The sequence below is a fragment of the Luteimonas terricola genome (genome assembly GCF_004352845.1).
Taxonomy (GTDB): Bacteria; Pseudomonadota; Gammaproteobacteria; order Xanthomonadales; family Xanthomonadaceae; genus Luteimonas; species Luteimonas terricola.
In genome coordinates this window covers 238,460-259,452 of the sequence record NZ_SJRX01000003.1, presented here as the reverse complement: position 1 = coordinate 259,452, position 20,993 = coordinate 238,460, and the positions used below count along the sequence as shown (strand labels likewise).

Here is a 20,993-nt window from a genome sequence, read left to right as displayed (position 1 = left end):
CGCCCACGAGCCCGCACCCCTTGACCAGCCAAGCCCAAGTCATCAAGACCAGCCTCCCCAATCCGTCGCCGTCGGTCGACGTGCTGCTTTCCACGGTGCTGGAGGCCGTCGCCGAGCTCAAGGCGGTCGACGTCACCGAGATCGACGTCCGCGGCAAGACCAGCGTCTGCGATTACATGGTGGTCGCCTCGGGAACGTCCTCCCGGCACGTGAAATCCATCGCCGACGAGGTGGTGAAGTTCGCCAAGCGCCTGGACTACCAGCCGCTCGGGGTCGAGGGCGCGCGCGAGGCGGAATGGGTCCTGGTCGACCTGGGCGACGTCGTCGTCCACATCATGCTGCCCCGGGTGCGCGAGTTCTATGCGCTGGAGCGGCTGTGGACGGTAGGCGACGAGCCGCCGGGTGCCGACGACGCAGGCGGTTTCAACGACCCGACCCGCGACGCGGGCTGAGGCAGGGCCCGCGGTGAAGGCGCGCCTGGTCGCCGTGGGCGAGCGCCCGCCGGCCTGGGTTGCGGAAGGCTTCGCGGAATACCGCAAGCGGCTGTCGCACTGGCTGCCGCTGGAACTTGCCGAAATCACGCCCGGCCTGCGCGGCAAGGGCCGGGACGCAGTGCGTGCCACCCAGGACGAAGGCCAGCGCGTGCTGGCCGCGCTTCCGCGCGACGTGCACGTCGTGGCACTGGATGGCGGTGGCAAGGCCTGGGATTCCGAAGCGCTGTCCCGCCGCCTGGAACACTGGCGCGGGCAGGGCAGGGACCTGGCCTTCCTGGTCGGCGGGCCCGAAGGCCACGCCGACGACGTGCTGGCCCGCGCCGACGAAACCTGGTCGCTGGGCCCGCTCACCCTGCCGCACATGCTGGTGCGGCTGGTGCTGGCCGAGCAGCTCTACCGCGCCGCGGCGCTGCTCGCCAACCACCCCTACCACCGCGCCTGAGCGCGCCGCTCAGCCGCGGTCGAGGCTGAACTCGATCGGTACCAGGCCGATGGCCTGCACCGCGCGGCCATCGCGCATCGCCGGCTGGAAGGTCCAGTGCCGCAGGACATGACGGCGCGCGGCCTCGTCGAGCCGGCGATAGCCGCTGCCCGCTTCGACCTCGACCTGCAGCGGGCGGCCATCGACATCGACCAGCACGCGCAGGGTCACCGTGCCCTGGTGGCCGGCCCGCAGTTCGGCCCTCGGGTAGGGCGGAGCGGTCGCCCGGGCATAGGCAAGGCGCATGCCGACGGCCGGACCCGATGCGGCCGGGGCGATGTCGGCGCCGCCGCTTGTGGGTACAGGCGCCGGATCGGCGGCGAGGCTGCCGCCGTCCACCAGCGGCGGCGCGGCCACGGCAGGTTCGGGCGCGAGGCTGCGCTGCGCCGGTGCGGCGGGTGCGGCCGGGGTGACCGGGCGCTCCATCGGCACGATCTCCGGCGGTGGCGTCGGGGGCACGGGCCTGGGTTCGAACCAGTCCGCTTCGATGCCCTTTGGTGGCGCGGGTGCGGTGTCGGGACGGCTCAGCGGCACCAGTATCAACAGCAGCACCGCGCCGTGGAGCAGCAGGGCGCCGGCGATGCCGGCGATGCGCACCGGGTCGGGCCGGTCGGCGCCATGCGGCTCGCGGCGCGCATGCAGGGCGGGGGACGGACTGCGGACTTCGGGCTGCAGGACCATGGACCACCTCCTCGTTGTACCGGCGCGGTGCCGGGTGCATGGACGCCAACGCGCGACCGGCGGCCGCGGGGTTGTCAGCGTCCCAGTTCGAACACTACCTCGAGGTTCGCTTCAAGCGTGTTCTCGCCCGCGGCCACCGGGGTCGACTCCGAATCCATGGCCATCGCGCGCATGGCGAACATCGGCCGCGGCTGCTGCATGCCGCCGCCCTCGCTGATGCTTACGATGCGGCGCACCTGCAGGCCCAGGGCCTCGGCGTACATGTCGGCGCGTGCGCGGGCCTGGTCCAGCGCCTTGCGGCGGGCCTCGTCGTAGACGGCGTCGGGCTGGTCGATGCCGAAGCTCGGGCCGCTGACGTTGTTGGCGCCGCTGGCGACCAGCGCGTCGAGCACTTCACCCAGCTTGGCGATGTCGCGCACTTTCAGGCTGACCGTGTTGCTGGCGTTGTAGCCGGAGATCCGCGGTTCCTCGTTCTCGACGTGGCGATAGCTGGGATGGATGTTGATGCCGGTGGTCTGGATGTCCCTTTCGGCGACGCCGGCCGCGCGGATCGCGGTCATCACCCGCGTCATCTGCGCGGCGTTTTCGCGCATCGCGGCGTTGGCGTCGGCGGCCTGGGTCACCACGCCGGCCGATGCGGTCGCGATGTCGGGCGCGCGGCTGGCTTCGCCGCGGGCGGACACCGAGAGCAGGGTGCCGTCGCTGGCGACCTGGGTGGAGGCGGGGGTCTGCGCGGCGGCGCTCATGGCAAGGCTCCCGAGGGCGAGGGCGAAGGCGAAGGCAATGGACTTGGTGGTGTGGGACATGTTGGTCTCCGGAAAGGGACAGGGGCAAGGGTTGGTCCGGGGGAGTGAACGGGTCGTGAGCCGGAACGGGGTTGCGACCGGGCACGCGGATCGGGGCGCCGCCGGCACGGTATCCTTTCGCCATGCTCCACCTTGCCTCGAAATCGCCGCGCCGGCGCGAGCTGCTGGCACGCCTCGGACTCGACTTCGGCATTCTCGAAGTCGACGTCCCCGAACAGCGCGCGCCCGGAGAATCGCCGGAAGACTACGTTGCCCGGGTCGCCCGCGAGAAGGCCGGCGCCGGGCTGCTGCGCGTGGTCGCGGTGTCGGGCGCGGTGGTGCTGGGCTCCGATACCGAAGTGGTGCTCGATGACGAGGTCTTCGGCAAGCCGGCCGACGCCGCGGAGGCCGAGGCGATGCTGCGCCGGCTGTCCGGGCGCACGCACCGCGTGCTGACCGCGGTGTCGCTGGTGTCCGCGGGTCGCGAGGCGCGCGTGCTGGTCGCAAGCGAAGTCGCCTTCGCCGCGCTGTCCGACGCCGATATCGCCGACTACGCCGCCAGCGGAGAGCCGATGGGCCGCGCAGGCGCCTACGCCATCCAGGGCGGCGCCGAACGGTTCGTCACCCGCCTTGCGGGCAGCTATTCGGGCGTGATGGGCCTGCCCCTGCACGAGACCGCGTCGCTGCTGCGCGAGTTCGGGATCCATGCGCGCACGCCGCGTGCGGACGGCGGCGCATGAGCGAGGAGATCCTGGTCAACGTCACCCCGCGCGAGACCCGCGTGGCCGTGGTCGAGAACGGCATGCTCCAGGAGCTGCACATCGAGCGCGGCTGGCGCCGGGGCGTGGTCGGCAACATCTACAAGGGCCGCGTGCAGCGGGTGATGCCCGGCATGCAGGCGGCTTTCGTCGACATCGGCCTGGAGCGTGCGGCCTTCCTGCATGCCAACGACGTGCTGCGCCCCGGGCGTGCCGAGGACCTCACCGTCGAAGATCCGGGCACCGGACCCGCGCAGGGCGCGCCGCAGCCGACGCCGCCGATCAGCGAGCTCCTGCGCGACGGGCAGGAGGTCGTGGTGCAGGTGGTGAAGGATCCGATCGGCGGCAAGGGCGCGCGACTGACCACCCAGATCAGCATTCCTTCGCGCTACCTGGTGCTGCTGCCGCAGTCGCGGGTGATCGGAGTGTCGGCGCGGATCGAGGACGACGTCGAACGCGCGCGGCTGAAGTCACAGGTCGGCGCGCTCGCGCTGGCCGGCGGCCACGGCTACATCGTGCGCACAAACGCGGAAGGCCAGCCGGAAGAGGCGCTGGCCGAAGACGTCGCCTACCTGGCGCGCGCGTGGGCGCTGGTCGAGCGCAGCGTTGCCGATGCGCGCGTGGGCGCCTGCGTCTATGAAGACCTGACGCTGCCGATGCGCGCGGTGCGCGACCTGATGCGCCGCGACGTGGAGAAGGTCAAGGTCGATTCGCGCGAGACCTGCGATCGGCTGCGCGCCTTTGCCGCGCAGTACATGCCTGGCCTGGACGAGCGCATCGAGCACTACAGCGGCGCCCGCCCGGTGTTCGATCTCTACGGCGTCGAGGACGAGATCGGCCGCGCGCTGGACAAGGAAGTGCCGCTGAAGTCCGGCGGCTACCTGGTGATCGACCAGACCGAGGCGATGACCACGGTCGACGTCAACACCGGCTCCTTCCTCGGCCAGCGCAACCTCGAGGAGACGGTGTACCGCACGAACCTGGAAGCCGCGCAGGCGGTTGCGCGGCAGCTGCGCCTGCGCAACCTCGGCGGCATCATCATCATCGACTTCATCGACATGACCGACCCCGAGCACCGCCGCCAGGTGCTGCGGACGCTGGAGAAGTCGCTGCTGCGCGACCACGCCAAGACCACGGTCTACGACTTCTCGCCGCTGGGCCTGGTGGAGATGACGCGCAAGCGCACCGTCGAAAGCCTCGAGCGCCAGCTGAGCGAGACCTGCCACGAATGCGGTGGCCGCGGCATGCTCAAGACCACGGAGACCGTGACCTACGAGGTGTTCCGCGAGATCGTGCGCGCGGTGCGCCAGTTCGACGCCGAGCGCCTGCTGGTGATCGCCTCGCCCAAGGTGGTGGCGCGGATCACCGAGGAAGAGTCGGCGGCGGTGGCCGAGCTCGAGGAGTTCCTCGGCAAGAGCATCCGCTTCCAGGCCGACGAGCAATACCTGCAGGAGCAGTTCGATGTCGTCCTGCTCTGACCTCTGCGCACGGCGCGCGGGCCGCTGATGGCCGGTCCGCTGCGCCGCGGCCTGCGTCGCGCGCGGCGCGGCGCCTGGTACGCGATCGCCATCGGCCTGGTGGTGATGGCGCTGGGCGCGGGCATCACCAGCCAGCTGCTGCCACTGGCCGAGCGCCATCCCGACCGCATCGCCGAGTGGCTGGGCGCGCGCGCCGGGCGGCCGGTGTCGTTCGACAGGCTGGAGACCGAATGGACGCGGCGCGGGCCGCTGCTGCGCCTGGACGGCCTGCGCATCGGCGAGGGTGCCGATGTCATTCCCATCGGCGCGGCCGAGGTGCTGGTCGCGCAGTACGCGGGGCTGCTGCCGGGACGCTCGTTCACCGAGCTGCGCCTGCGCGGCCTCGAGCTGACGCTTGAACGCAGCGACGACGGCCGCTGGCAGGTGCGGGGGCTTCCGGGCGATACACAGGCCGACGGCGATCCCTTCGCCGCGCTCGAGGGCCTGGGCGAGCTGCAGGTGGTCGATGGCGTGCTGGTGGTGGATGCGCCGGGGCTCGGTATCGAGGTGCGGCTGGAGGAGGTTCACGTGCGCCTGCGCGTGGACGGCAACCAGGTGCGTGCCGCCGCGCGGGCCTGGATGGTGCCGGGTGCTTCACCGCTGGACATCACCGCCGAGCTGGATCGTGCCAGCGGCGACGCCCGTGCCTGGCTGGCGCTGCGCCGCGCCGATCTGTCGGCCTGGTCGGAGCTGCAGGCGGGCGGCATCGGTCCGGTGGCGGGATCGGGGAGGCTGCAGGCCTGGGCGGACCTGCGCGGCTACCGCATCGACTCGCTGGTCGTGCGCGGCGAGCTGGAGGGCCTGCGCCTGCGCAGCGATGGCGGCGAGGCGTCCGGCGCCCGCGACGTCGACATCGGCGAACTCGGCCTCGATGCGCGCTGGGCGGCGGTGGACGGCGGCTGGCGCTTCGACGCGCCACGCTTGCGCCTGGGCGCTGGAACGGCCGCGCAGTCGCTGGATGGCCTGCTCGTGGCGGGCGGCGCGCGCCGCGCACTGGTGGCCGAACGCATCGATGCCGGCGCGCTGCTGGCGCTGGCGTCGCTGGCGCCGGCCATGCCCGAGGGGCTTGCCGGCTGGCTGCGTGAAGCGCGTCCCGCGGGGGTGCTGCACGACGTGGAAATCGCGGGTGCCGCAGATGGCGCGCTGCGCGCGAGCGCCAGGGTGGAGGGCTTCGGGTTCGACGTGCAGGGCGGGGCGCCGGGACTGGCCGGACTCTCGGGCAGCATCCGTGGGGACGCGTCCGCGCTGGTGTTCACGCCCGATCCCGACGCGGTGGCCAGCATCGACTGGCCCATGGGCTTCGGCCCGCCGGCGCACGACCTGCGGCTGCGCGGCGAGCTGGTGGCCTGGCGCGACGGTGATGGCTGGCAGGTGCGCACGCCCGCCCTGCGCATCGACGGCCAGGGCTACGGCGCCGAGGTTCGCGGGGGCATGGTGTTCCCGGGCGATGGCACCCGGCCCGGGATCGACCTGGTGGCCGAGGTCGATGAAGCCCGCGTGCCGGTGGCCAGGCGCTTCTGGATCCGCCACATGATGCCCGATGCAGCGGTTGAGTGGCTGGATTCGGCGCTGGTCGATGGCCGCGTGCTGGAGGGCCGCGCGGTTGTTTCCGGGGACCTCGACGACTGGCCGTTCGCAGCCGTGGGCGACAGCGCGGGCGCCGGGCTGTTCCACGCCAGCGCCCGGCTCGAGGACGCCGTGGTGCGCTTCGATCCCGGATGGCCGGCGGCCGAAGGGATCGCCGGCCGCATCGATTTCATCGCCAACGGTTTCACCGTCGAAGGCACTGCGCGCCTGGGCGACGTGCCTGTGCGTTCGCTGCGCGCGGGGATCACCGACTTCGGCGACGCATGGCTGCGGGTCGACGCCGCGTTCGCGACCGACGCCGCGCCCGTCCTGGCCCTGCTGCGCGGCAGCCCGCTGCGCGAGGGGCGCGAGGACATGCTCGACGCGCTGTCGGCCTCGGGGCCGATGCGCGCCACCTTCGGGATGGTGCTGCCCCTGGGTGGTGACCGCGCCGCCGGGGGTGGCCTGCGCGTGGCCGGCGGGGTCGCGCTTGCGGGCGCGCGCCTGGAAGAGTCACGCTGGTCGCTTGCGTTCGACGATGTCCATGGCGAGGCCGGCTACGACCAGGGCGGTTTCAGCGCCGACGGCCTCCGCGTACGCCGGGACGGACAGCCTGGGCGCCTGTCGCTGCGCGCGGGCGATGGGCACGTGCAGGGCCGTGGCATGGCCTTTGAAGCCGATCTCGAGGCCAGCCTTGCGTCTTCGGAACTCGCCGCGCGCGCACCGGAGCTGGCCTGGCTGGGCACGCGCCTGCACGGCCGGTCGGCGTGGACCCTGGCGCTGGCCCTGCCCGAAGACGCGGGCAGCGACGGCGCCGGCGGACGCCTGCAGTTGCGCTCGGACCTGGTCGGCACCCGCTTGTCGCTGCCGGCGCCGCTGGGCAAGCCGGCCGCGGAGCCGCTGGCGGCGCGCATCGATCTCAAGCTGCCGATGGGCGAGGACGACATCGACGTGGTGCTCGGCGAGCGCGTTGCGCTGCGCGCCCGCAGCCGCGGCGGACGCACCGGCGTGCTCGCGGTGCTGGGCGGCGACCGCGTCGACGCGGCGCCTCCGGAGTCGGGCATCCGCATCACCGGCCGTACGCCGGAGCTCGACGCGATGGAATGGGCCGGGATGTTCGCCGGCGATGCGCAGGGCGATGCCGATGGCCTGGCGCTGCGCGGCATCGACCTCGTCGCGGGCCGGCTGCAACTGCTGGGCGCCGCGTTTCCCGAAACCCGCATCGTCGCCCTGCAGGAGCGCGGGGCGACCCATGTGCGGCTGGATGGCGAGGCCCTGGCCGGCAGCGTCGAGATCCCCCGCGGTGACGGTGCAATGCTTTCGGCGCAGCTGCAGCGCCTGTACTGGCGCAGCGCTCGCGCCCGGGCTGGCAGCGGCGCTGGCGGAGCTGCGGATGCGGCAAACGGCACCGCCGCCCTGCAGGCTCCCGAGGCGGCTGAAGCCGCCCCGGCCGATGCGGACATCGATCCTGCCGCCATCCCGCCACTGTCGATCGTGGTCGAGGACCTGCGCGTCGCCGAGGCGCCGCTGGGCCGGATGGAGCTGCGCACGCGGCCCACGGCCGAGGGCCTGCAGGTGGAATCGCTGCAACTGCGCTCGAAGGGACAGTCGATCGACGTCGACGGCGCCTGGAGCGGCCGCGGCGCGCAGGCGCGCACGCGGATGCAGGTCGCGGTGCAGAGCGAGGACTTCGGCGCGCTGCTGGCCGGGTTCGGGATGGCGGGCCGCATCGACGGCGGCGTGGGCACCGCGCGCTTCGAGGGCGCCTGGCCAGGCTCGCCCGCCGGCTTCGCGCTCGGCAGCCTGGAGGGCAGCCTGGCGCTGACGGTGAAGGATGGGCGCCTGGTCGAAGTGGAGCCCGGCGCGGGCCGCGTGCTCGGCCTGCTCAGCGTGGCCGAACTGCCGCGGCGGCTGATGCTGGACTTCCGCGACCTGTTCTCGCGCGGCTTCGTGTTCAACCGCATCGGCGGCACGGTGCGCTTTGCCGATGGCCTCGCGCACGGCGAGGACCTGGTGATCGACGGCGCAGCGGCCGAGATCCACATCCGCGGCAGCGCCGACATGCGCGCGCAGACCTACGACCAGGTGATCGAGGTATTCCCGCGCACCGGCGGCCTGCTCACCGCCGTCGGCGCGATCACCGCCGGGCCGGTCGGCGCGGCGGTCGGCGCGGTGGCCAATGCGGTGTTCGAGAAGCCCCTGGGCCGCATGGGCGCGCGCATCTATCACGTCACCGGGCCCTGGAAGGATCCCAAGGTGGCGGTGGAAGGGCGCGCGCTGCCCGCCACGCCCTCGAACGCGCCGGATCATCCGGTGCCGGAGCCTGCGCCCGGGCCGGCGATCGATGCCGATCCCGCGCCGCAGCCTTGATCGGCGCGTTCGCGCCCGCACCTTGAAAGCAACGACGTCCAGCCGGAACCATCCATGACTCAAGCCCTCGAGATCGCCGAATCACGCCTCCTGCTGCCTGCGGGCCTTGACGGCGCCGGCCTGGAGCGTGCCTTCGGGACCCTGCTCGGGCCCGGCATCGACTTCGGCGACATCTACTTCCAGCACGCGCGGCGCGAGAGCTGGACGGTGGAGGACGGGATCGTCAAGGACGGTGCGCATTCGATCGAGCAGGGCGTGGGCGTGCGCGCGATCAGCGGCGAGAAGACAGGCTTCGCTTATGCCGACGATATCGATGCCGAATCGCTGCTGGCCGCCGCCGGCTCCGCAAGGGCGATCGCGCGCAGCGGCGCCGAGCACCGCGTACAGGCGCTGGTGCCGGCCGGTGCACGCGCGCTGTACCCGGCCGAGGACCCGATCGACGGCATGGCCAACGACGCCAAGGTCGAGGCCTTGCGCCGCGTCGACCGCCTGCTGCGCGCCGCCGACCCGCGGGTGAAGCAGGTGATGGTGAGCCTGTCGGGCGGCGTCGACACCATCTTCGTGGCGCGCTCGGACGGCGTGGTCGCCGGCGACGTGCGCCCGCTGGTGCGGCTCAACGTGCAGGTGCTCGTGGAGCAGGGCGGGCGCCGCGAGAGCGGTTACGCCGGCTACGGCGGTCGCTATTCCTATGCCGAACTGCTCGGCGACGGTCGCCCCGAGCACTTCGCGCGCGAGGCACTGCGCCAGGCGCTGGTGAACCTGGAGGCGATCGACGCGCCGGCCGGCGTGATGCCGGTCGTGCTCGGCAGCGGCTGGCCCGGCGTGCTGCTTCACGAGGCCGTGGGCCACGGCCTGGAGGGCGACTTCAACCGCAAGGGCACCAGCACTTATGCCGGACGCATGGGCCAGCGCGTCGCCGCGCCCGGCGTCACCATCGTCGACGACGGCACGCTGGACAACCGCCGCGGCTCGCTCAACGTCGACGACGAGGGCACGCCGACGCAGTGCACCACGCTGATCGAGGACGGCGTGCTCACCGGTTACATGCAGGACACGCTCAACGCGCGGCTGATGGGCGTGGCGCCGACCGGCAACGGCCGCCGCGAATCCTTCGCGCACCTGGTGATGCCGCGCATGACCAACACCTACATGCGCGCCGGGCAGGATGATCCCGCCGACATGATCCGCTCGGTGAAGAAGGGGCTGTACGCGGTCAACTTCGGTGGTGGCCAGGTCGACATCACCAGCGGCAAGTACGTGTTCTCGGCCACCGAGGCCTACCTGATCGAGGACGGCAAGGTGACCGCGCCGGTGAAGGGCGCGACGCTGATCGGCAACGGCCCGGAGACGATGCAGAAGGTGCGCATGGTCGGCCACGACATGGCGCTCGACGATGGCGTCGGGATCTGCGGCAAGGATGGGCAGAGCGTGCCGGTGGGCGTCGGCCAGCCTTCGCTGCTGGTCGATGGGATCACCGTCGGCGGTACGCGCGCGTGAACCCGCGTGCTGTGGGAGCGGCTATGGCCGCGATCCCGGCGATGCGGCAATGCAATGGCAGCTATAGCCGCTCCTGCAGGAGGCCGTCTTCGCTTTCGTCGCCGGCGGGCTGGCCGCTTCCCCCGGCGCCATCCGCATCCAGCAGGGCGCGGACTTCGCGGTACAGCTCGCGGAAGGCGCGTGGGGGCTTGTTCGCCTTGCGCTCGGCCAATGTGTTCCGCGCCAGCTGGCGGATGCGCTGGCGGTCGGCGCCGGGGAATTCGTCGAGCAGCGCCGACAGCGCGGCATCGGCGTCCTCGCCCAGCAGGCGTTCGCGCCAGGCCTCGGCACGGTGCAGGCGCGCGGTGTCCAGGCGCGCGGCTTCGCCGTCCACGTCCAGCGCGTCGCGCAGGGCGTCGAGCGCGTCGTCGTCTTCGCGGCGCAGCTGCTTGGCCAGGAAGGCGATCTCGCGCTTGCGCGCGATGTTCGAGCTGATGCGTCGCGCCTGTGCGATGTGCGGCAGCAGGTGCTCGCCCAGCGGGAGCTTCGCCAGCCGGCCCGGGTCGAGCTCCACCAGCAGTTTCGCCAGCTCCAGCACGTCCAGCGCCTCGCGGCGCTGCGCGCTGCGGCTGGGACCGAGGAAGTCGCCGGTGTCTTCGTCCTTGCCGCGCATGTCGTTCCAGCCGCCCGTTGAACCCGTTCAAGAACCCGAAGGATAAGGCATTGACCACCGCCATCACCGACGCCAGCCCCATCCACGACGACAGCCGCGAGCGCCTGGCACGCCTGGAAGGCATCGCCGGCCAGCTGCTCGACCGCTGTCGCGACGCCGGCGCCAGCCAGGCCGAGGTGTCGTGCAGCGAGGACCACGGCCTTGAGGTGAACGTGCGCATGGGCGAGGTCGAGTCGGTCGAGTCCACCCGCGACCGCGGCATCGCCGTCACCGTCTACTTCGGCCAGCGCAAGGGCAGTGCCAGCACCGCCGACCTGCGCGAGGACAGCCTGGCCGCCACCGTGGAGCAGGCCTGCGCGATCGCCCGCCACACCGAGGACGATGCCGCCGCCGGCCTCGCCGACGCGGAGCTCATGGCGAGCGACCTGCGCGAGTTCGATGCCTGGCACCCGTGGGCGCTGGACGCGCAGGATGCGGTCTCGCTGGCGCTCGCCGCGGAGCAGGCCGGGCGCGACGCCGACGCCCGCATCACCAATTCCGACGGCGCCGGCGTCGGCACCGGCACGTCGCTTGGCGTGTACGCGAACTCGCACGGCTTCGTCGGCGCCGAGCGCGCCAGCCACCACAGCCTGTCCTGCGCGCTGATCGCCGGCCACGGCGAGGACATGCAGCGCGAGGGCTGGTACAGCTACGCGCTGGCGCCCGGCGATCTCGATCCCGCCGCCGACATCGGCCGCAGGGCGGCGCATCGGGCGGTGTCGCGCCTGGATCCGTCACCGGTCGCGACCGGACGCTATCCCCTGCTGTTCTCCGCGGAGGTCGCGCGTTCGCTGATCGGCCACCTGCTGGGCGCGGTGTCCGGCGGCGCGCTGTACCGCGGCGCCAGCTTCCTGGTCGATGCGGCCGGCGAGCAGCTGTTCCCGGACTGGTTCGCGATCCACGAGCGGCCCTTCCTGCCGCGCGGGCTGCGCTCGGCGTCCTTCGACGCCGAAGGCGTGGCCACCCGCGAGTCGCCGCTGGTCGATGGCGGCGTGCTGCAGCGCTACGTGCTGGGCAGCTACTCCGCGCGCCGGCTGGGCCTGGCGACCACGGGCAATGCCGGGGGCGTGCACAACCTCGAGGTCGCGGCGAACGCCGGCGGCTTCGACGAGCTGGTGCGCGGCATGGGCGACGGCCTGCTCATCACAAGCCTGATGGGGCAGGGCGTGAACACCGTCACCGGCGACTATTCGCGCGGTGCGGCCGGCTTCCGGGTCGAGGGTGGTGCCATCACCCACCCGGTCGACGGCATCACCGTGGCCGGGAACCTGCGCGACATGTTCAGGGCCGTCGAGGCCGTGGGCAGCGACGTCGACCCGCGTTCGCACATCCGGACGGGCTCGATCCTGGTCGGCGGGATGACGGTTGCCGGCGCGGATTGACGTGTTAACGTTTTGACCGGCATGTCTGCCGGGGAGAACTGCGATGTTCGACGAAGAAAACACGCACCACGCGGGAGAGCCGGTGTCCCCGGGGGGCGCCATCGATCCACAGCAGCGGCAGTGGGCGATGTTCGCGCACCTGTCCGCGCTGCTCGGCGGCCTGCTGACCACGGCCTGGGGCGGCAGCATCGGCTGCTTCATCGGCCCGCTGGTGATCTGGCTGGTCAAGAAGGACACCATGCCCTTCGTCGAGGACCAGGCCAAGGAAGCGCTGAACTTCAACATCACCGTGGCGATCATCTTCCTGGTGCTGTTCCTGATGACCATCTTCACCCTTGGCATCGGCATCATCATCACCGGGCCGCTGTTCGTGATCGTGGGCATCGCCTGGCTGGTACTGACCATCGTCGCGGCGATCAAGGCCAATGACGGCGTGGCCTACCGCTATCCGCTGACCCTGCGCCTGATCAAGTGATCCGCTCCCGCCCGCAGCTGCGGGCGGAAGGGTGGCGGCAGCCGGCGCAGCGTGTCCGGCCGCGTGGCGCTCAGCGCCCGCGGTCGCTGCGCGCCATCGCGTCATCCAGGCGGTCCATGCGCTCATCCAGCGGTGGGTGCGTGCGGTAAGCTGCGCCAGGCGCGCCGGTCGCGTGCCGAGCGACGCCATCTTCTGCAGCACCGAGTAGAACGCGAGCGGGTCGAAGCCGGCGCGCTGCAGGTAGATGCCTGCCGCGAGGTCGGCGCGATATTCGGCATCGCGGTCCAGGCTGGAAAGCAGGACCCCGGCGCCGTGCCGGTCGACGTAGTCCCTGGCATATGCGGCCGCTCCCGGTGCGGCCAGCTGCGACATGACCGCGTTCTTGCCGGCTTCCGGTCGAAGACCGCGTCCTCGGCGGCGTCGAGCGAGCGCCCGCCCTGCCAGTCCCAGGCCAGCCAGCCGAGCATGGCCAGCGCAAGCAGCGGGTAGAACGCGAAGCGTAGCCGCTGCGAGCACCACGACAGCGGCCGGCGGTAGCCGCGCTCGACCACGGCCCAGGCGTCCATGAAGCGGACGCTGGCGCCGGCCATGGCTGAATCCATCGCGCTGCGCACCCGGTAACCCAAACTGCCCGCCACGTTCGCCCCTGAGCTTCGCCCTTGTCCGGAGGTAAACGCTTATCCGGGGCGCAAAGCGCCAGGCTCAGTGCGAGCGGTGTATTGCCAGGCTGCCCAGCGTGGCCAGCTCTGCTGCGCGCGCGCCGAACGGCGCGAGTGATGCGTCCATTGCGGCGCCAAGGCCGGCCAGCCGCGCACGCGACGCGTCGATGCCGATCAGCGCCGGGAAGGTGGCCTTGTCCTGGGCGGCGTCCTTGCCTGCGGTCTTGCCGAGGGTGGCGCTTTCGCCCTCGACGTCGAGCAGGTCGTCGCGGATCTGGAACGCGAGGCCAAGGGCGTCGGCATAGGCGTCCAGGCGCACGCGGTCGTCGTCGGTGGCATCGGCTGCGATGGCACCCATGCGCACGGCGGCGCGGATCAGGGCGCCGGTCTTGAGCGCGTGCAGGCGTTCGAGCGCGTCGATGTCCGAGGATGCGCTGCGGCCGGTGGCGGCAAGGTCCAGGGCCTGGCCGCCGCACATGCCGTGCGCGCCGGCGGCGCTGGCGAGCTCGCGCAGCATGGCCACGCGCGCGCTGTCGCCGCAGGCCGCGTCGGCGAGGGTGGCGAAGGCCAGCGACTGCAGCGCATCGCCGGCCAGGATCGCGGTGGCTTCGTCGAAGGCGACGTGGACGGTCGGCTGGCCGCGGCGCAGGGCGTCGTCGTCCATCGCCGGCAGGTCGTCGTGGACCAGGGAATAGGCGTGGATCAGTTCGATCGCCGCGGCGGGCGCGTCCAGCGCGGATTCATCGGCGCCGAACGCGGTGCCGGCGGCGTAGACCAGCAGCGGACGCATGCGCTTGCCGCCGAGGAGGACGGCATGCCGCATGGCCTCGCCCAGCCGGCGTTCGGCGGCGGGATGGTCCGCGAGGGCGGTTTCGAGCACCTCGTCGATGCGGCGCCGCCAGGCCTCAAGGCGCGCCGCCGTATCGGCGCCGCCAACCGCCTCAGGCATCGTCGCCGGGAGCCGGGAACGGCGTGGCGGAGTCCGGCTGCTGCGGGTCGGTGAGCAGGCGAACGCGCAGTTCGGCCTCCTCGAGCGCCTGCTGGCAGCGGCGGTAGAGGCCGACGCCGCGTTCGTAGGCGGCGAGCGAGTCTTCCAGGCTCATGTCGCCGTGCTCCATCTTCTCGACCAGTTGCTCGAGCGAGTCGAGCGAGGCTTCGAAGTCGGCGACCGGGGACGTGCTGGTGTCGGATTCGGGCTTGCGTGGCATGGCCCCGAGTTTACGCCAAGTCCCGCCAGCGCAGGCGTGCGTCGCGGGTTTCGAGCCAGTCGTGCAGCGGCGCCGCGAGCAGGTTGTCGCCGGCCGCCAGGAGCCTGCCGTCGGCGTCGGACAGCAGCGGCATGCGGGCGCGCTGCCAGGGCGGAATGCCGGCGTCCTGGAGCAGGTGCTTGAGCGCGTGCGAGTGGTCGCGCCCGGGCAGCCGCATGCGTTCGCCGCCGCGGCGGGCGTGGGCGCGCAGCGGGTGATCGAAGGCATCCGCGCCCTCCAGCGACAGGCTGCCGCCGCCAGGCAGCGCGAGTGGCCGCCGGCCGTCCCATTCGACCGTCCAGTCCGCGGGCATCGACGGTGCAAGGGGGATGGCGTGCAGTTCGCCGCGCCATGCGCGGATCAGCGCGCCCGCCCAGCGGTATGCGGCATCGCCATCGCCGCGTGCATCCAGCAGCCGGTCGATGGCGTCGAATGCAGAGGCGGGCAGGGGCGGCAGGGAGTGGTTCGCGGTCCAGGCGCGCAGCGCGCGCGCGCGCTCGGCGGGCGCCAGCGCGCGCAGGGATTGAATCGGAAGCGGGTCCGTGGACGGGACCGGGGATTCAGCATCGTCCGGGCCATCGCTGGCGACGCCGTGGGAACGGAGTGCGTCGAGTACCTCGGTGTCGCGCACGGCAAGCAGGTCGGCGGCGTCGGCGCAGAGGGCGGCGCTGCGCGCGAACGCGGCATCCGCCGTCGGCCAGCGCGCGCGCAGCAGCGGCAGCACGCGCTGGCGCAGCAGGGTGCGGTCGTGCGCGGGGTCGGCGTTGGCGGGATCGTCGATCCATGACAGGCCGTTGGTCCGCGCCCAGGCATGGATCCGCGCGCGCGGCTGGTCGAGCAGCGGCCGCCACATCCAGCCCGCGGCGAAGCGCCGCCAGGGCCGCATCGCCGCCAGGCCCTCGGGTCCCGAGGCGCGCAGCGCGCGCAGCAGGAAGGTTTCCGCCTGGTCGTCCTGGTGGTGGGCAAGGGCCAGCACCTCGCCTTCGCCCAGCACCTCGGCGAACGCCGTGCGCCGCGCCGCCCGCGCCGCGGCTTCCAGGCCAAGGCCGCTGTCGCGGGCGACCGTGACCTCGCGCACCGCCAGCGGCACGTCGAGGCTCGCGCAGATCGTGGCGCAATGCGCGGCCCAGGCATCGGCTTCGGGTTGCAGGCCATGGTGGACGTGGAGCGCGCGCAGGCCGCGCCGGCGGATGGACGGCTGCGCCGCTAGCCGGTGCAGCAGCACGGTGGAGTCGAGTCCGCCGCTCAGCGCGACCGTGACCGCGGTGCCGGCGTCGCCGTCCGGGACGGTGAAAACAGCGTCGGGCAGATCCTGTCTCATGGCATTGGAGCGGTGCTGCGGCGCGCGGCGGTGCAAGGCCGCCGCGCGCCGCCGGGCCTTACTCGGTTTCGATGCGGATGCCGCCGATGAAGCCGGCCGCCAGGTTGTAGATGAACGCCTGGATCGCGCCACCGATGAAGCCGAAGATGCCGTACATGATCGGCAGGATGATGACTGCCATGAAACCTCCGAACATGGCGAATCCGCCGCCCTCGTTGCCCATGAGACTGCCCAGCACGCCCCCGAACAGGAACATCAGGATGCCCGCCAGCAGGCCGAAGGCCGCGGCGATGATGCCCGTGATCTTGGCAGCCGAGAGGATGTCGATACGCTTGATGATCATGCAGTGTTCTCCCCATGCCGGCGAATTGCCGGCGTGGCGAGTCTATTCGATCATCGGCGGCCGCGGCAGCCGCCGGCTCAGGCGGCTTCGTACGCGCCGTAGCCGCGCAGGCGCTGGTAGCGCTTCTCCAACAGCGTGTCCACCGGAAGGCCCGCGAGGTCGTCGATCTCGTTGACCAGCACCGCCTTCAGCCGGCGCGCCATCTGCTTCGGATTGCGGTGCGCGCCGCCGATGGGCTCGCGCACCAGCTTGTCGACCAGGCCCAGGCCAAGCAGGCGCTTGGCGGTCAGGCCGAGCTGCTCGGCGGCGTCCTTGGCCTTGCCGGCATCCTTCCACAGGATCGAGGCGCAGCCTTCGGGCGAGATCACCGAATAGGTGCTGTATTCCAGCATCACCGTGCGGTCACCGACGCCGATCGCCAGCGCGCCACCGGAGCCGCCTTCGCCGATCACCGTGCATACGATCGGTGTCTTCAGTTCGGCCATTTCCATCAGGTTGCGGGCGATGGCCTCGGACTGTCCGCGCTCCTCGGCACCGATGCCGGGATAGGCGCCGGGGGTGTCGATGAAGGTCAGCAGCGGCAGCTTGAAGCGCTCGGCCATCTTCATCAGCCGCAGCGCCTTGCGGTAGCCCTCGGGGCGCGGCATGCCGAAGTTGCGGCGCACCTTGGTCTTGGTGTCGCGGCCCTTCTGGTGGCCGATGATCATCACGCTGCGGCCGTTGATGCGGCCGATGCCGCCGACGATGGCGGCGTCGTCGGCGTAGGCGCGATCGCCGGCGAGTTCCTGGAACTCGTCGCAGATGGTGCGGATGTAGTCGTTGGTGTACGGCCGCGCCGGGTGGCGGGCGAGCTGGGACACCTGCCACGGGCTGAGGTCGCGGAAGATCTGCGCGGTGCGCAGGCGCAGCTTGTTCTGCAGGGTGCGCAGCTCGGCGTCGATGTTGACGGCGGGGCCGGAGCTGGCCTGGCGCAGGTCCTGGATCTTCGCCTCAAGGTCGGCGATCGGCTGTTCGAAATCGAGATAGTTGGGATTCATCGACGGCTGGGGTCGGGAAAAGAGGCCAGTCTAGCGGAGACGGTCGCCAGGGACCGTACGTCGAGGTTTGGCTCAGGTCGCCCAGGGGCGGGAACCCATGGCGACGTGGACGGCGCGAACGCCGGGTTCGACGCGCAGCTGGCCGAGGAGGTCGGGGTCGACGCGGACCGAATGGCTGCCGTCGAGGTCCAGGCTGCCGGCCGCGCCTGACGGCAGCAGCAGGTCCAGGCGGAGCGGCGTGGCGCCCGGGCGGTGCGTGGAGAGCAGCGCCTCGACGCGCTCGAGTACGGCGGCCTGCGCCAGGTCCAGTCGCAGCGAGAGGCGTCGCGCCGATTGGCTGCAGACCTCGTGGAAGTCCCAGGCGCGGCGCGCGCGCAGCGAGAAGCCGCCGCTGAACTCGTCCTCGCGCAATCCGCCCTCGACGATCACGATGCGGTTGCCGGCGAGCAGCGGCGCATGCTCCAGCCAGGCTTCGGAAAAGAACGCGCACTCGATGCGGCCGCGGCCGTCCTCGAGCACGACGAAGGCCTGGCTCTCGCCGCGCTTGCGCACGGCCCCGACCTGGCCGGCGACGATTGCGGTGACCTCCTGCCGCCAGCCGCCGCGCCCGCCTTCGCCGTTGCCGCCCTTGCGCGCCGAACTGCCGGACTCCCACAGGGTATCGAGCTGGCCGAGGTCGGTGCCGACGAGGGCCTTGAGCTCGTTGCGGTAGGGATCGAGCGGATGGCCGCTCAGATAGTGGCCCAGGGTGTCGCGTTCGCCGGCGAGCTTCTGCGCCAGCGGCCATTCCGGAACCTCGGGCAGGGTGATCTGCGCCGCCGCGGCCGCGGGCTCGGCGAAGCCGCCGAACAGCGATGTCTGCCCGGCCTCGCGCTCGCGCGCCAGCTGCTCGGTGGCCTTCAGCACTTCCGGCAGCTGCAGCATCAGCGAGGCGCGGTTCGGGCCGAGGGCGTCGAGGGCGCCGGCGTTGACCAGGGCCTCGAGGGTGCGCCGGTTCAGGCGCGCGGCCTCGTTGCGGCGGCAGAAATCGAGCAGGTCGACGTAGGGACCGTTGCGCCCGCGCTCGTCCGCGATCGCGTCGCAGGCGCCATGGCCCACGCCCTTCACCGCGCCCAGGCCGTAGCGCAGCGTGCGCGCGTCGATGGCCTCGAACATGTACGCCGAATGGTTCACGTCCGGCAGCAGCATCTCCAGTCCGAGCTCGCGCGCCTCGGCCAGGAAGCCGACCACCTTGTCGGTGCTGTCCATGTCGCTCGACAGCACCGCGGCCATGAACTCGGCCGGGTAATGCGCCTTCAGCCAGGCGGTCTGGTAGGACACCAGTGCATAGGCGGCCGCGTGCGACTTGTTGAAGCCGTAGCCGGCGAACTTTTCCAGCAGGTCGAAGATCGGGCCGGCGAGCTTCGGTTCGATGCCATGGGTCTCGAGCGCGCCGGCCTCGAACTTGGCGCGCTCGCGCGCCATCTCTTCGACCTTCTTCTTGCCCATCGCACGGCGCAGCAGGTCGGCGCCGCCGAGCGAGTAGCCCGCCAGGATCTGCGCGGTCTGCATGACCTGTTCCTGGTACACGACCACGCCGTAGGTGGGCGCCAGCACGGGCTCCAGGAGCTTGTGCGGGTACTCGACCTCGGCGCGTCCGTGCTTGCGCTCGATGAAGTCCGGGATCAGGTCCATCGGTCCCGGCCGGTACAGCGACACCAGCGCGATCAGGTCGTCGAACCGGTCCGGCTTCGCGCGCTTGAGCAGCTCGCGCATGCCGCGGGATTCGAACTGGAACACCGCGACGGTGCTGCCGCGCGCAAAGAGCTCGTAGGTGGCGACGTCGTCCAAGGGCAACTTGGAGATCTCGAGTCCGTGCGACCCTTCTTCTCCCGCTTTGCCGTGCAAGGGGGTGGCTTCGCCGGTGGAGCCTGCCAGGCGCTTGTTGATCGCCTTCACCGCCCAGTCGATGATCGTGAGCGTGCGCAGGCCGAGGAAGTCGAATTTCACCAGGCCGACCGCTTCGACGTCGTCCTTGTCGAACTGCGTCACCGGGTTGCGGCCGCCGCCTTCGCCGTCGTGTTCGGCGAACAGCGGGCAGAAATCGCTCAGCGGCGTGGGCGCGATCACCACGCCGCCGGCGTGCTTGCCGGCGTTGCGGGTGAGGTCCTCGAGCTGCAGGGCGAGGTCGATCAGGTCGCGGACGTCGTCCTCGTCGTGGTAGCGCGCGATCAGCTCGTCCGAGCGCCAGGCGTCGTCCTTGCGCGCCTTTTCGGTGCGCCCCAGCGCGTCTTCCAGCGACACGCCCAGGGTCATCGGCACCAGCTTGGCGATGCCGTCGACCAGGCCGAAGGGATAGCCCAGCGCGCGGCCGGCGTCGCGCAGCACGGCCTTCGCGGCCATGGTGCCGTAGGTGATGATCTGGCTGACGCGGTCGCGGCCGTACTTGGCGGCGACGTAGTCGATCACCTCGTCGCGGCGGTCCATGCAGAAGTCGATGTCGAAGTCGGGCATCGACACGCGTTCGGGGTTGAGGAAGCGCTCGAACAGCAGGTCGTAGGGCAGGGGATCGAGGTCGGTGATGCCCAGCGCCCAGGCCACCAGCGAACCCGCGCCGGAGCCGCGGCCCGGGCCGACCGGGATGCCATGGTCCTTCGCCCAGTTGATGAAGTCGGCCACGATCAGGAAGTAGCCGGGGAAGCCCATCCCGACGATGACGTCGAGCTCGGTGTCCAGGCGCGCGGCGTAGCTGGCACGGTCGTGGCCCTCGGCAAGCGGCGCGTGCTCGAGCCGGCGCGCGAGTCCGTCGCGGGCCTCGCTGCGGATCCACGAGTCCAGGGTGTGCTCGGACGGCACCGGGAAGGCCGGCAGGTGGTAGGTGCCCAGGCGCAGCTCGAGGTTGCAGCGCTGGGCGAGCGCGACGGCGTTGTCGAGCGCGTCGGGCACGTCGGCGAAGAGCTCCGCCATCTCCTGGCCGGACTTCAGGTATTGCTCGGCGGTGTAGTCGCGCGGGCGGCGGGGGTCGTCGAGCACGCGGCCCGAGGCGATGCAGGCCCGCGCCTCGTGCGCGTCGAAGCCGCCGCGGTCGATGAAGCGCACCTCGTTGCCGGCCACCACCGGCACCGAGCACAGCGAGGACGCCTGCAGCGCGAAGTCGTTGAACGCCACCTCGTCGGCGAAGCCGCAGCGCGCCAGGGCCAGGTGCAGGCCGTCGTCGAACACGCCGCGCCAGTCGCGCAGCCAGGCCTCGGCCTGGTCGTGGCGACCGGCCGCGACCAGCCGGCCGGCCGGTGACTGGCGTCCGGCGAGGGCGAACAGGCCGCCGTGGACTTCGCGCAGCCACTCCGGGCGTACCACCACGCCATCGTGCCGCTGGCCTTCCATCCAGGCGCGCGTCAACAGGCGCGACAGCGACAGGTAACCGGCATGGTCGCGGCAGAGCAGGGTGAGGGTGGCGGGCGGCTCGTTGCCTTCGGCCACGCTGATGTCAGCGCCGGCGATCGGCTTGATGCCGGCGCCTTCGGCGGCGCGGAAGAACTTCACCAGCGAAAACAGGTTGTTGCGGTCGGTCACCGCCACCGAGGGCTGGCCCAGGGCCACGCAGCGATTGACGAGGTCCGGGATGCGGATCGTCGAATCGGCGAGCGAGTACTCGCTGTGGAGGGTCAGGTGGACGAAGCGTCGGGACATCGCGGAACCGCAGGTGCAGC

Annotated in this window: 17 protein-coding genes; 8 read left to right on the top strand and 9 right to left on the bottom strand. The window is 71.8% G+C overall.

Going from position 1 to position 20,993, the window contains the following annotated elements; all coding sequences use genetic code 11:
* Positions 1–20: 20 nt before the first annotated feature.
* Positions 21–452, top strand: a complete 432-nt coding sequence (rsfS, locus tag E2169_RS08710) for a ribosome silencing factor (RefSeq protein ID WP_132986232.1) — start codon at positions 21–23, stop codon at positions 450–452.
* A gap of 13 nt (positions 453–465) precedes the next feature.
* Positions 466–936: a 23S rRNA (pseudouridine(1915)-N(3))-methyltransferase RlmH gene (gene rlmH / locus E2169_RS08705; RefSeq protein ID WP_132986231.1), complete on the top strand. Its 471-nt coding sequence runs from the start codon at positions 466–468 to the stop codon at positions 934–936.
* Positions 937–945: 9 nt separating this feature from the next.
* Here rlmH and E2169_RS14445 read toward each other — a convergent pair whose 3' ends face one another.
* Together E2169_RS14445 and E2169_RS08695 are read right to left on the bottom strand one after the other, a co-directional pair.
* Positions 946–1,656 carry an energy transducer TonB gene (locus tag E2169_RS14445; protein ID WP_229659134.1) on the bottom strand — a complete coding sequence of 237 codons (711 nt, stop codon included), beginning with the start codon at positions 1,654–1,656 and terminating at the stop codon, positions 946–948.
* Positions 1,657–1,730: 74 nt separating this feature from the next.
* Positions 1,731–2,462 carry an SIMPL domain-containing protein gene (locus E2169_RS08695; RefSeq protein ID WP_132986230.1) on the bottom strand — a complete coding sequence of 244 codons (732 nt, stop codon included), beginning with the start codon at positions 2,460–2,462 and terminating at the stop codon, positions 1,731–1,733.
* Between the two features lie 122 nt (positions 2,463–2,584).
* On the opposite strand from E2169_RS08695, the gene E2169_RS08690 reads away from it, so the two are divergent.
* The 4 genes from E2169_RS08690 to tldD are packed head-to-tail and all read left to right on the top strand — an operon-like array spanning position 2,585 to position 10,149.
* The gene (locus E2169_RS08690) at positions 2,585–3,181 is read left to right on the top strand and encodes a Maf family protein (protein ID WP_132986229.1); all 597 of its coding nucleotides are present in this window, start codon (positions 2,585–2,587) and stop codon (positions 3,179–3,181) included.
* Entirely contained in the window at positions 3,178–4,677 is a 1,500-nt protein-coding gene (rng, locus tag E2169_RS08685) for a ribonuclease G (RefSeq protein WP_132986228.1), read from the top strand. Before E2169_RS08690 ends, rng begins: the two co-directional genes overlap by 4 nt.
* Positions 4,678–4,704: 27 nt before the next feature.
* On the top strand, positions 4,705–8,652 hold the full coding sequence (locus E2169_RS08680; RefSeq protein ID WP_132986227.1) for a YhdP family protein: 3,948 nt from the start codon (positions 4,705–4,707) through the stop codon (positions 8,650–8,652).
* 54 nt (positions 8,653–8,706) lie between these two features.
* On the top strand, positions 8,707–10,149 hold the full coding sequence (gene tldD, locus E2169_RS08675) for a metalloprotease TldD (protein ID WP_132986226.1): 1,443 nt from the start codon (positions 8,707–8,709) through the stop codon (positions 10,147–10,149).
* Positions 10,150–10,210: 61 nt separating this feature from the next.
* On the opposite strand, the gene yjgA is transcribed toward tldD, so the two are convergent.
* Entirely contained in the window at positions 10,211–10,801 is a 591-nt protein-coding gene (gene yjgA, locus E2169_RS08670; protein WP_132986225.1) for a ribosome biogenesis factor YjgA, read from the bottom strand.
* 50 nt (positions 10,802–10,851) lie between these two features.
* On the opposite strand from yjgA, the gene pmbA reads away from it, so the two are divergent.
* Entirely contained in the window at positions 10,852–12,222 is a 1,371-nt protein-coding gene (gene pmbA / locus E2169_RS08665) for a metalloprotease PmbA (RefSeq protein WP_132986224.1), read from the top strand.
* Positions 12,223–12,349: 127 nt separating this feature from the next.
* Positions 12,350–12,697 (top strand): DUF4870 domain-containing protein, encoded by a 348-nt coding sequence (locus E2169_RS08660; RefSeq protein WP_132986393.1) that lies wholly within the window; start codon positions 12,350–12,352, stop codon positions 12,695–12,697.
* A gap of 702 nt (positions 12,698–13,399) precedes the next feature.
* Here E2169_RS08660 and E2169_RS08650 read toward each other — a convergent pair.
* The 6 genes from E2169_RS08650 to dnaE all read right to left on the bottom strand — a co-directional run bounded on the left by E2169_RS08650 (position 13,400) and on the right by dnaE (position 20,973).
* Positions 13,400–14,305: a farnesyl diphosphate synthase gene (locus tag E2169_RS08650; RefSeq protein ID WP_132986222.1), complete on the bottom strand. Its 906-nt coding sequence runs from the start codon at positions 14,303–14,305 to the stop codon at positions 13,400–13,402.
* Complete coding sequence (locus E2169_RS08645; RefSeq protein WP_132986221.1) at positions 14,298–14,564, bottom strand: exodeoxyribonuclease VII small subunit; 267 nt, start codon at positions 14,562–14,564, stop codon at positions 14,298–14,300. The genes E2169_RS08650 and E2169_RS08645 overlap by 8 nt, the downstream gene beginning before the upstream one ends.
* A gap of 10 nt (positions 14,565–14,574) precedes the next feature.
* Positions 14,575–15,924, bottom strand: coding sequence for a tRNA lysidine(34) synthetase TilS (gene tilS / locus E2169_RS08640; RefSeq protein ID WP_132986220.1), 1,350 nt, complete (start codon positions 15,922–15,924; stop codon positions 14,575–14,577).
* 58 nt (positions 15,925–15,982) lie between these two features.
* Positions 15,983–16,267 carry a hypothetical protein gene (locus tag E2169_RS08635; RefSeq protein WP_132986219.1) on the bottom strand — a complete coding sequence of 95 codons (285 nt, stop codon included), beginning with the start codon at positions 16,265–16,267 and terminating at the stop codon, positions 15,983–15,985.
* Between the two features lie 77 nt (positions 16,268–16,344).
* Entirely contained in the window at positions 16,345–17,304 is a 960-nt protein-coding gene (locus E2169_RS08630; RefSeq protein WP_132986218.1) for an acetyl-CoA carboxylase carboxyltransferase subunit alpha, read from the bottom strand.
* A gap of 72 nt (positions 17,305–17,376) precedes the next feature.
* Positions 17,377–20,973: a DNA polymerase III subunit alpha gene (gene dnaE / locus E2169_RS08625; RefSeq protein WP_132986217.1), complete on the bottom strand. Its 3,597-nt coding sequence runs from the start codon at positions 20,971–20,973 to the stop codon at positions 17,377–17,379.
* Positions 20,974–20,993: the final 20 nt, after the last annotated feature.

Coding starts and splice junctions, on each gene's coding strand:
- E2169_RS14445 (WP_229659134.1), bottom strand. CDS start 1,656: ATGGTCCTGCAGCCCGAAGTCCGCAGTCCGTCCCCCGCCCTGCATGCG.
- E2169_RS08695 (WP_132986230.1), bottom strand. CDS start 2,462: ATGTCCCACACCACCAAGTCCATTGCCTTCGCCTTCGCCCTCGCCCTC.
- E2169_RS08690 (WP_132986229.1), top strand. CDS start 2,585: ATGCTCCACCTTGCCTCGAAATCGCCGCGCCGGCGCGAGCTGCTGGCA.
- rng (WP_132986228.1), top strand. CDS start 3,178: ATGAGCGAGGAGATCCTGGTCAACGTCACCCCGCGCGAGACCCGCGTG.
- E2169_RS08680 (WP_132986227.1), top strand. CDS start 4,705: ATGGCCGGTCCGCTGCGCCGCGGCCTGCGTCGCGCGCGGCGCGGCGCC.
- tldD (WP_132986226.1), top strand. CDS start 8,707: ATGACTCAAGCCCTCGAGATCGCCGAATCACGCCTCCTGCTGCCTGCG.
- yjgA (WP_132986225.1), bottom strand. CDS start 10,801: ATGCGCGGCAAGGACGAAGACACCGGCGACTTCCTCGGTCCCAGCCGC.
- E2169_RS08660 (WP_132986393.1), top strand. CDS start 12,350: ATGTTCGCGCACCTGTCCGCGCTGCTCGGCGGCCTGCTGACCACGGCC.
- E2169_RS08650 (WP_132986222.1), bottom strand. CDS start 14,305: ATGCCTGAGGCGGTTGGCGGCGCCGATACGGCGGCGCGCCTTGAGGCC.
- E2169_RS08645 (WP_132986221.1), bottom strand. CDS start 14,564: ATGCCACGCAAGCCCGAATCCGACACCAGCACGTCCCCGGTCGCCGAC.
- tilS (WP_132986220.1), bottom strand. CDS start 15,924: ATGAGACAGGATCTGCCCGACGCTGTTTTCACCGTCCCGGACGGCGAC.
- E2169_RS08635 (WP_132986219.1), bottom strand. CDS start 16,267: ATGATCATCAAGCGTATCGACATCCTCTCGGCTGCCAAGATCACGGGC.
- E2169_RS08630 (WP_132986218.1), bottom strand. CDS start 17,304: ATGAATCCCAACTATCTCGATTTCGAACAGCCGATCGCCGACCTTGAG.
- dnaE (WP_132986217.1), bottom strand. CDS start 20,973: ATGTCCCGACGCTTCGTCCACCTGACCCTCCACAGCGAGTACTCGCTC.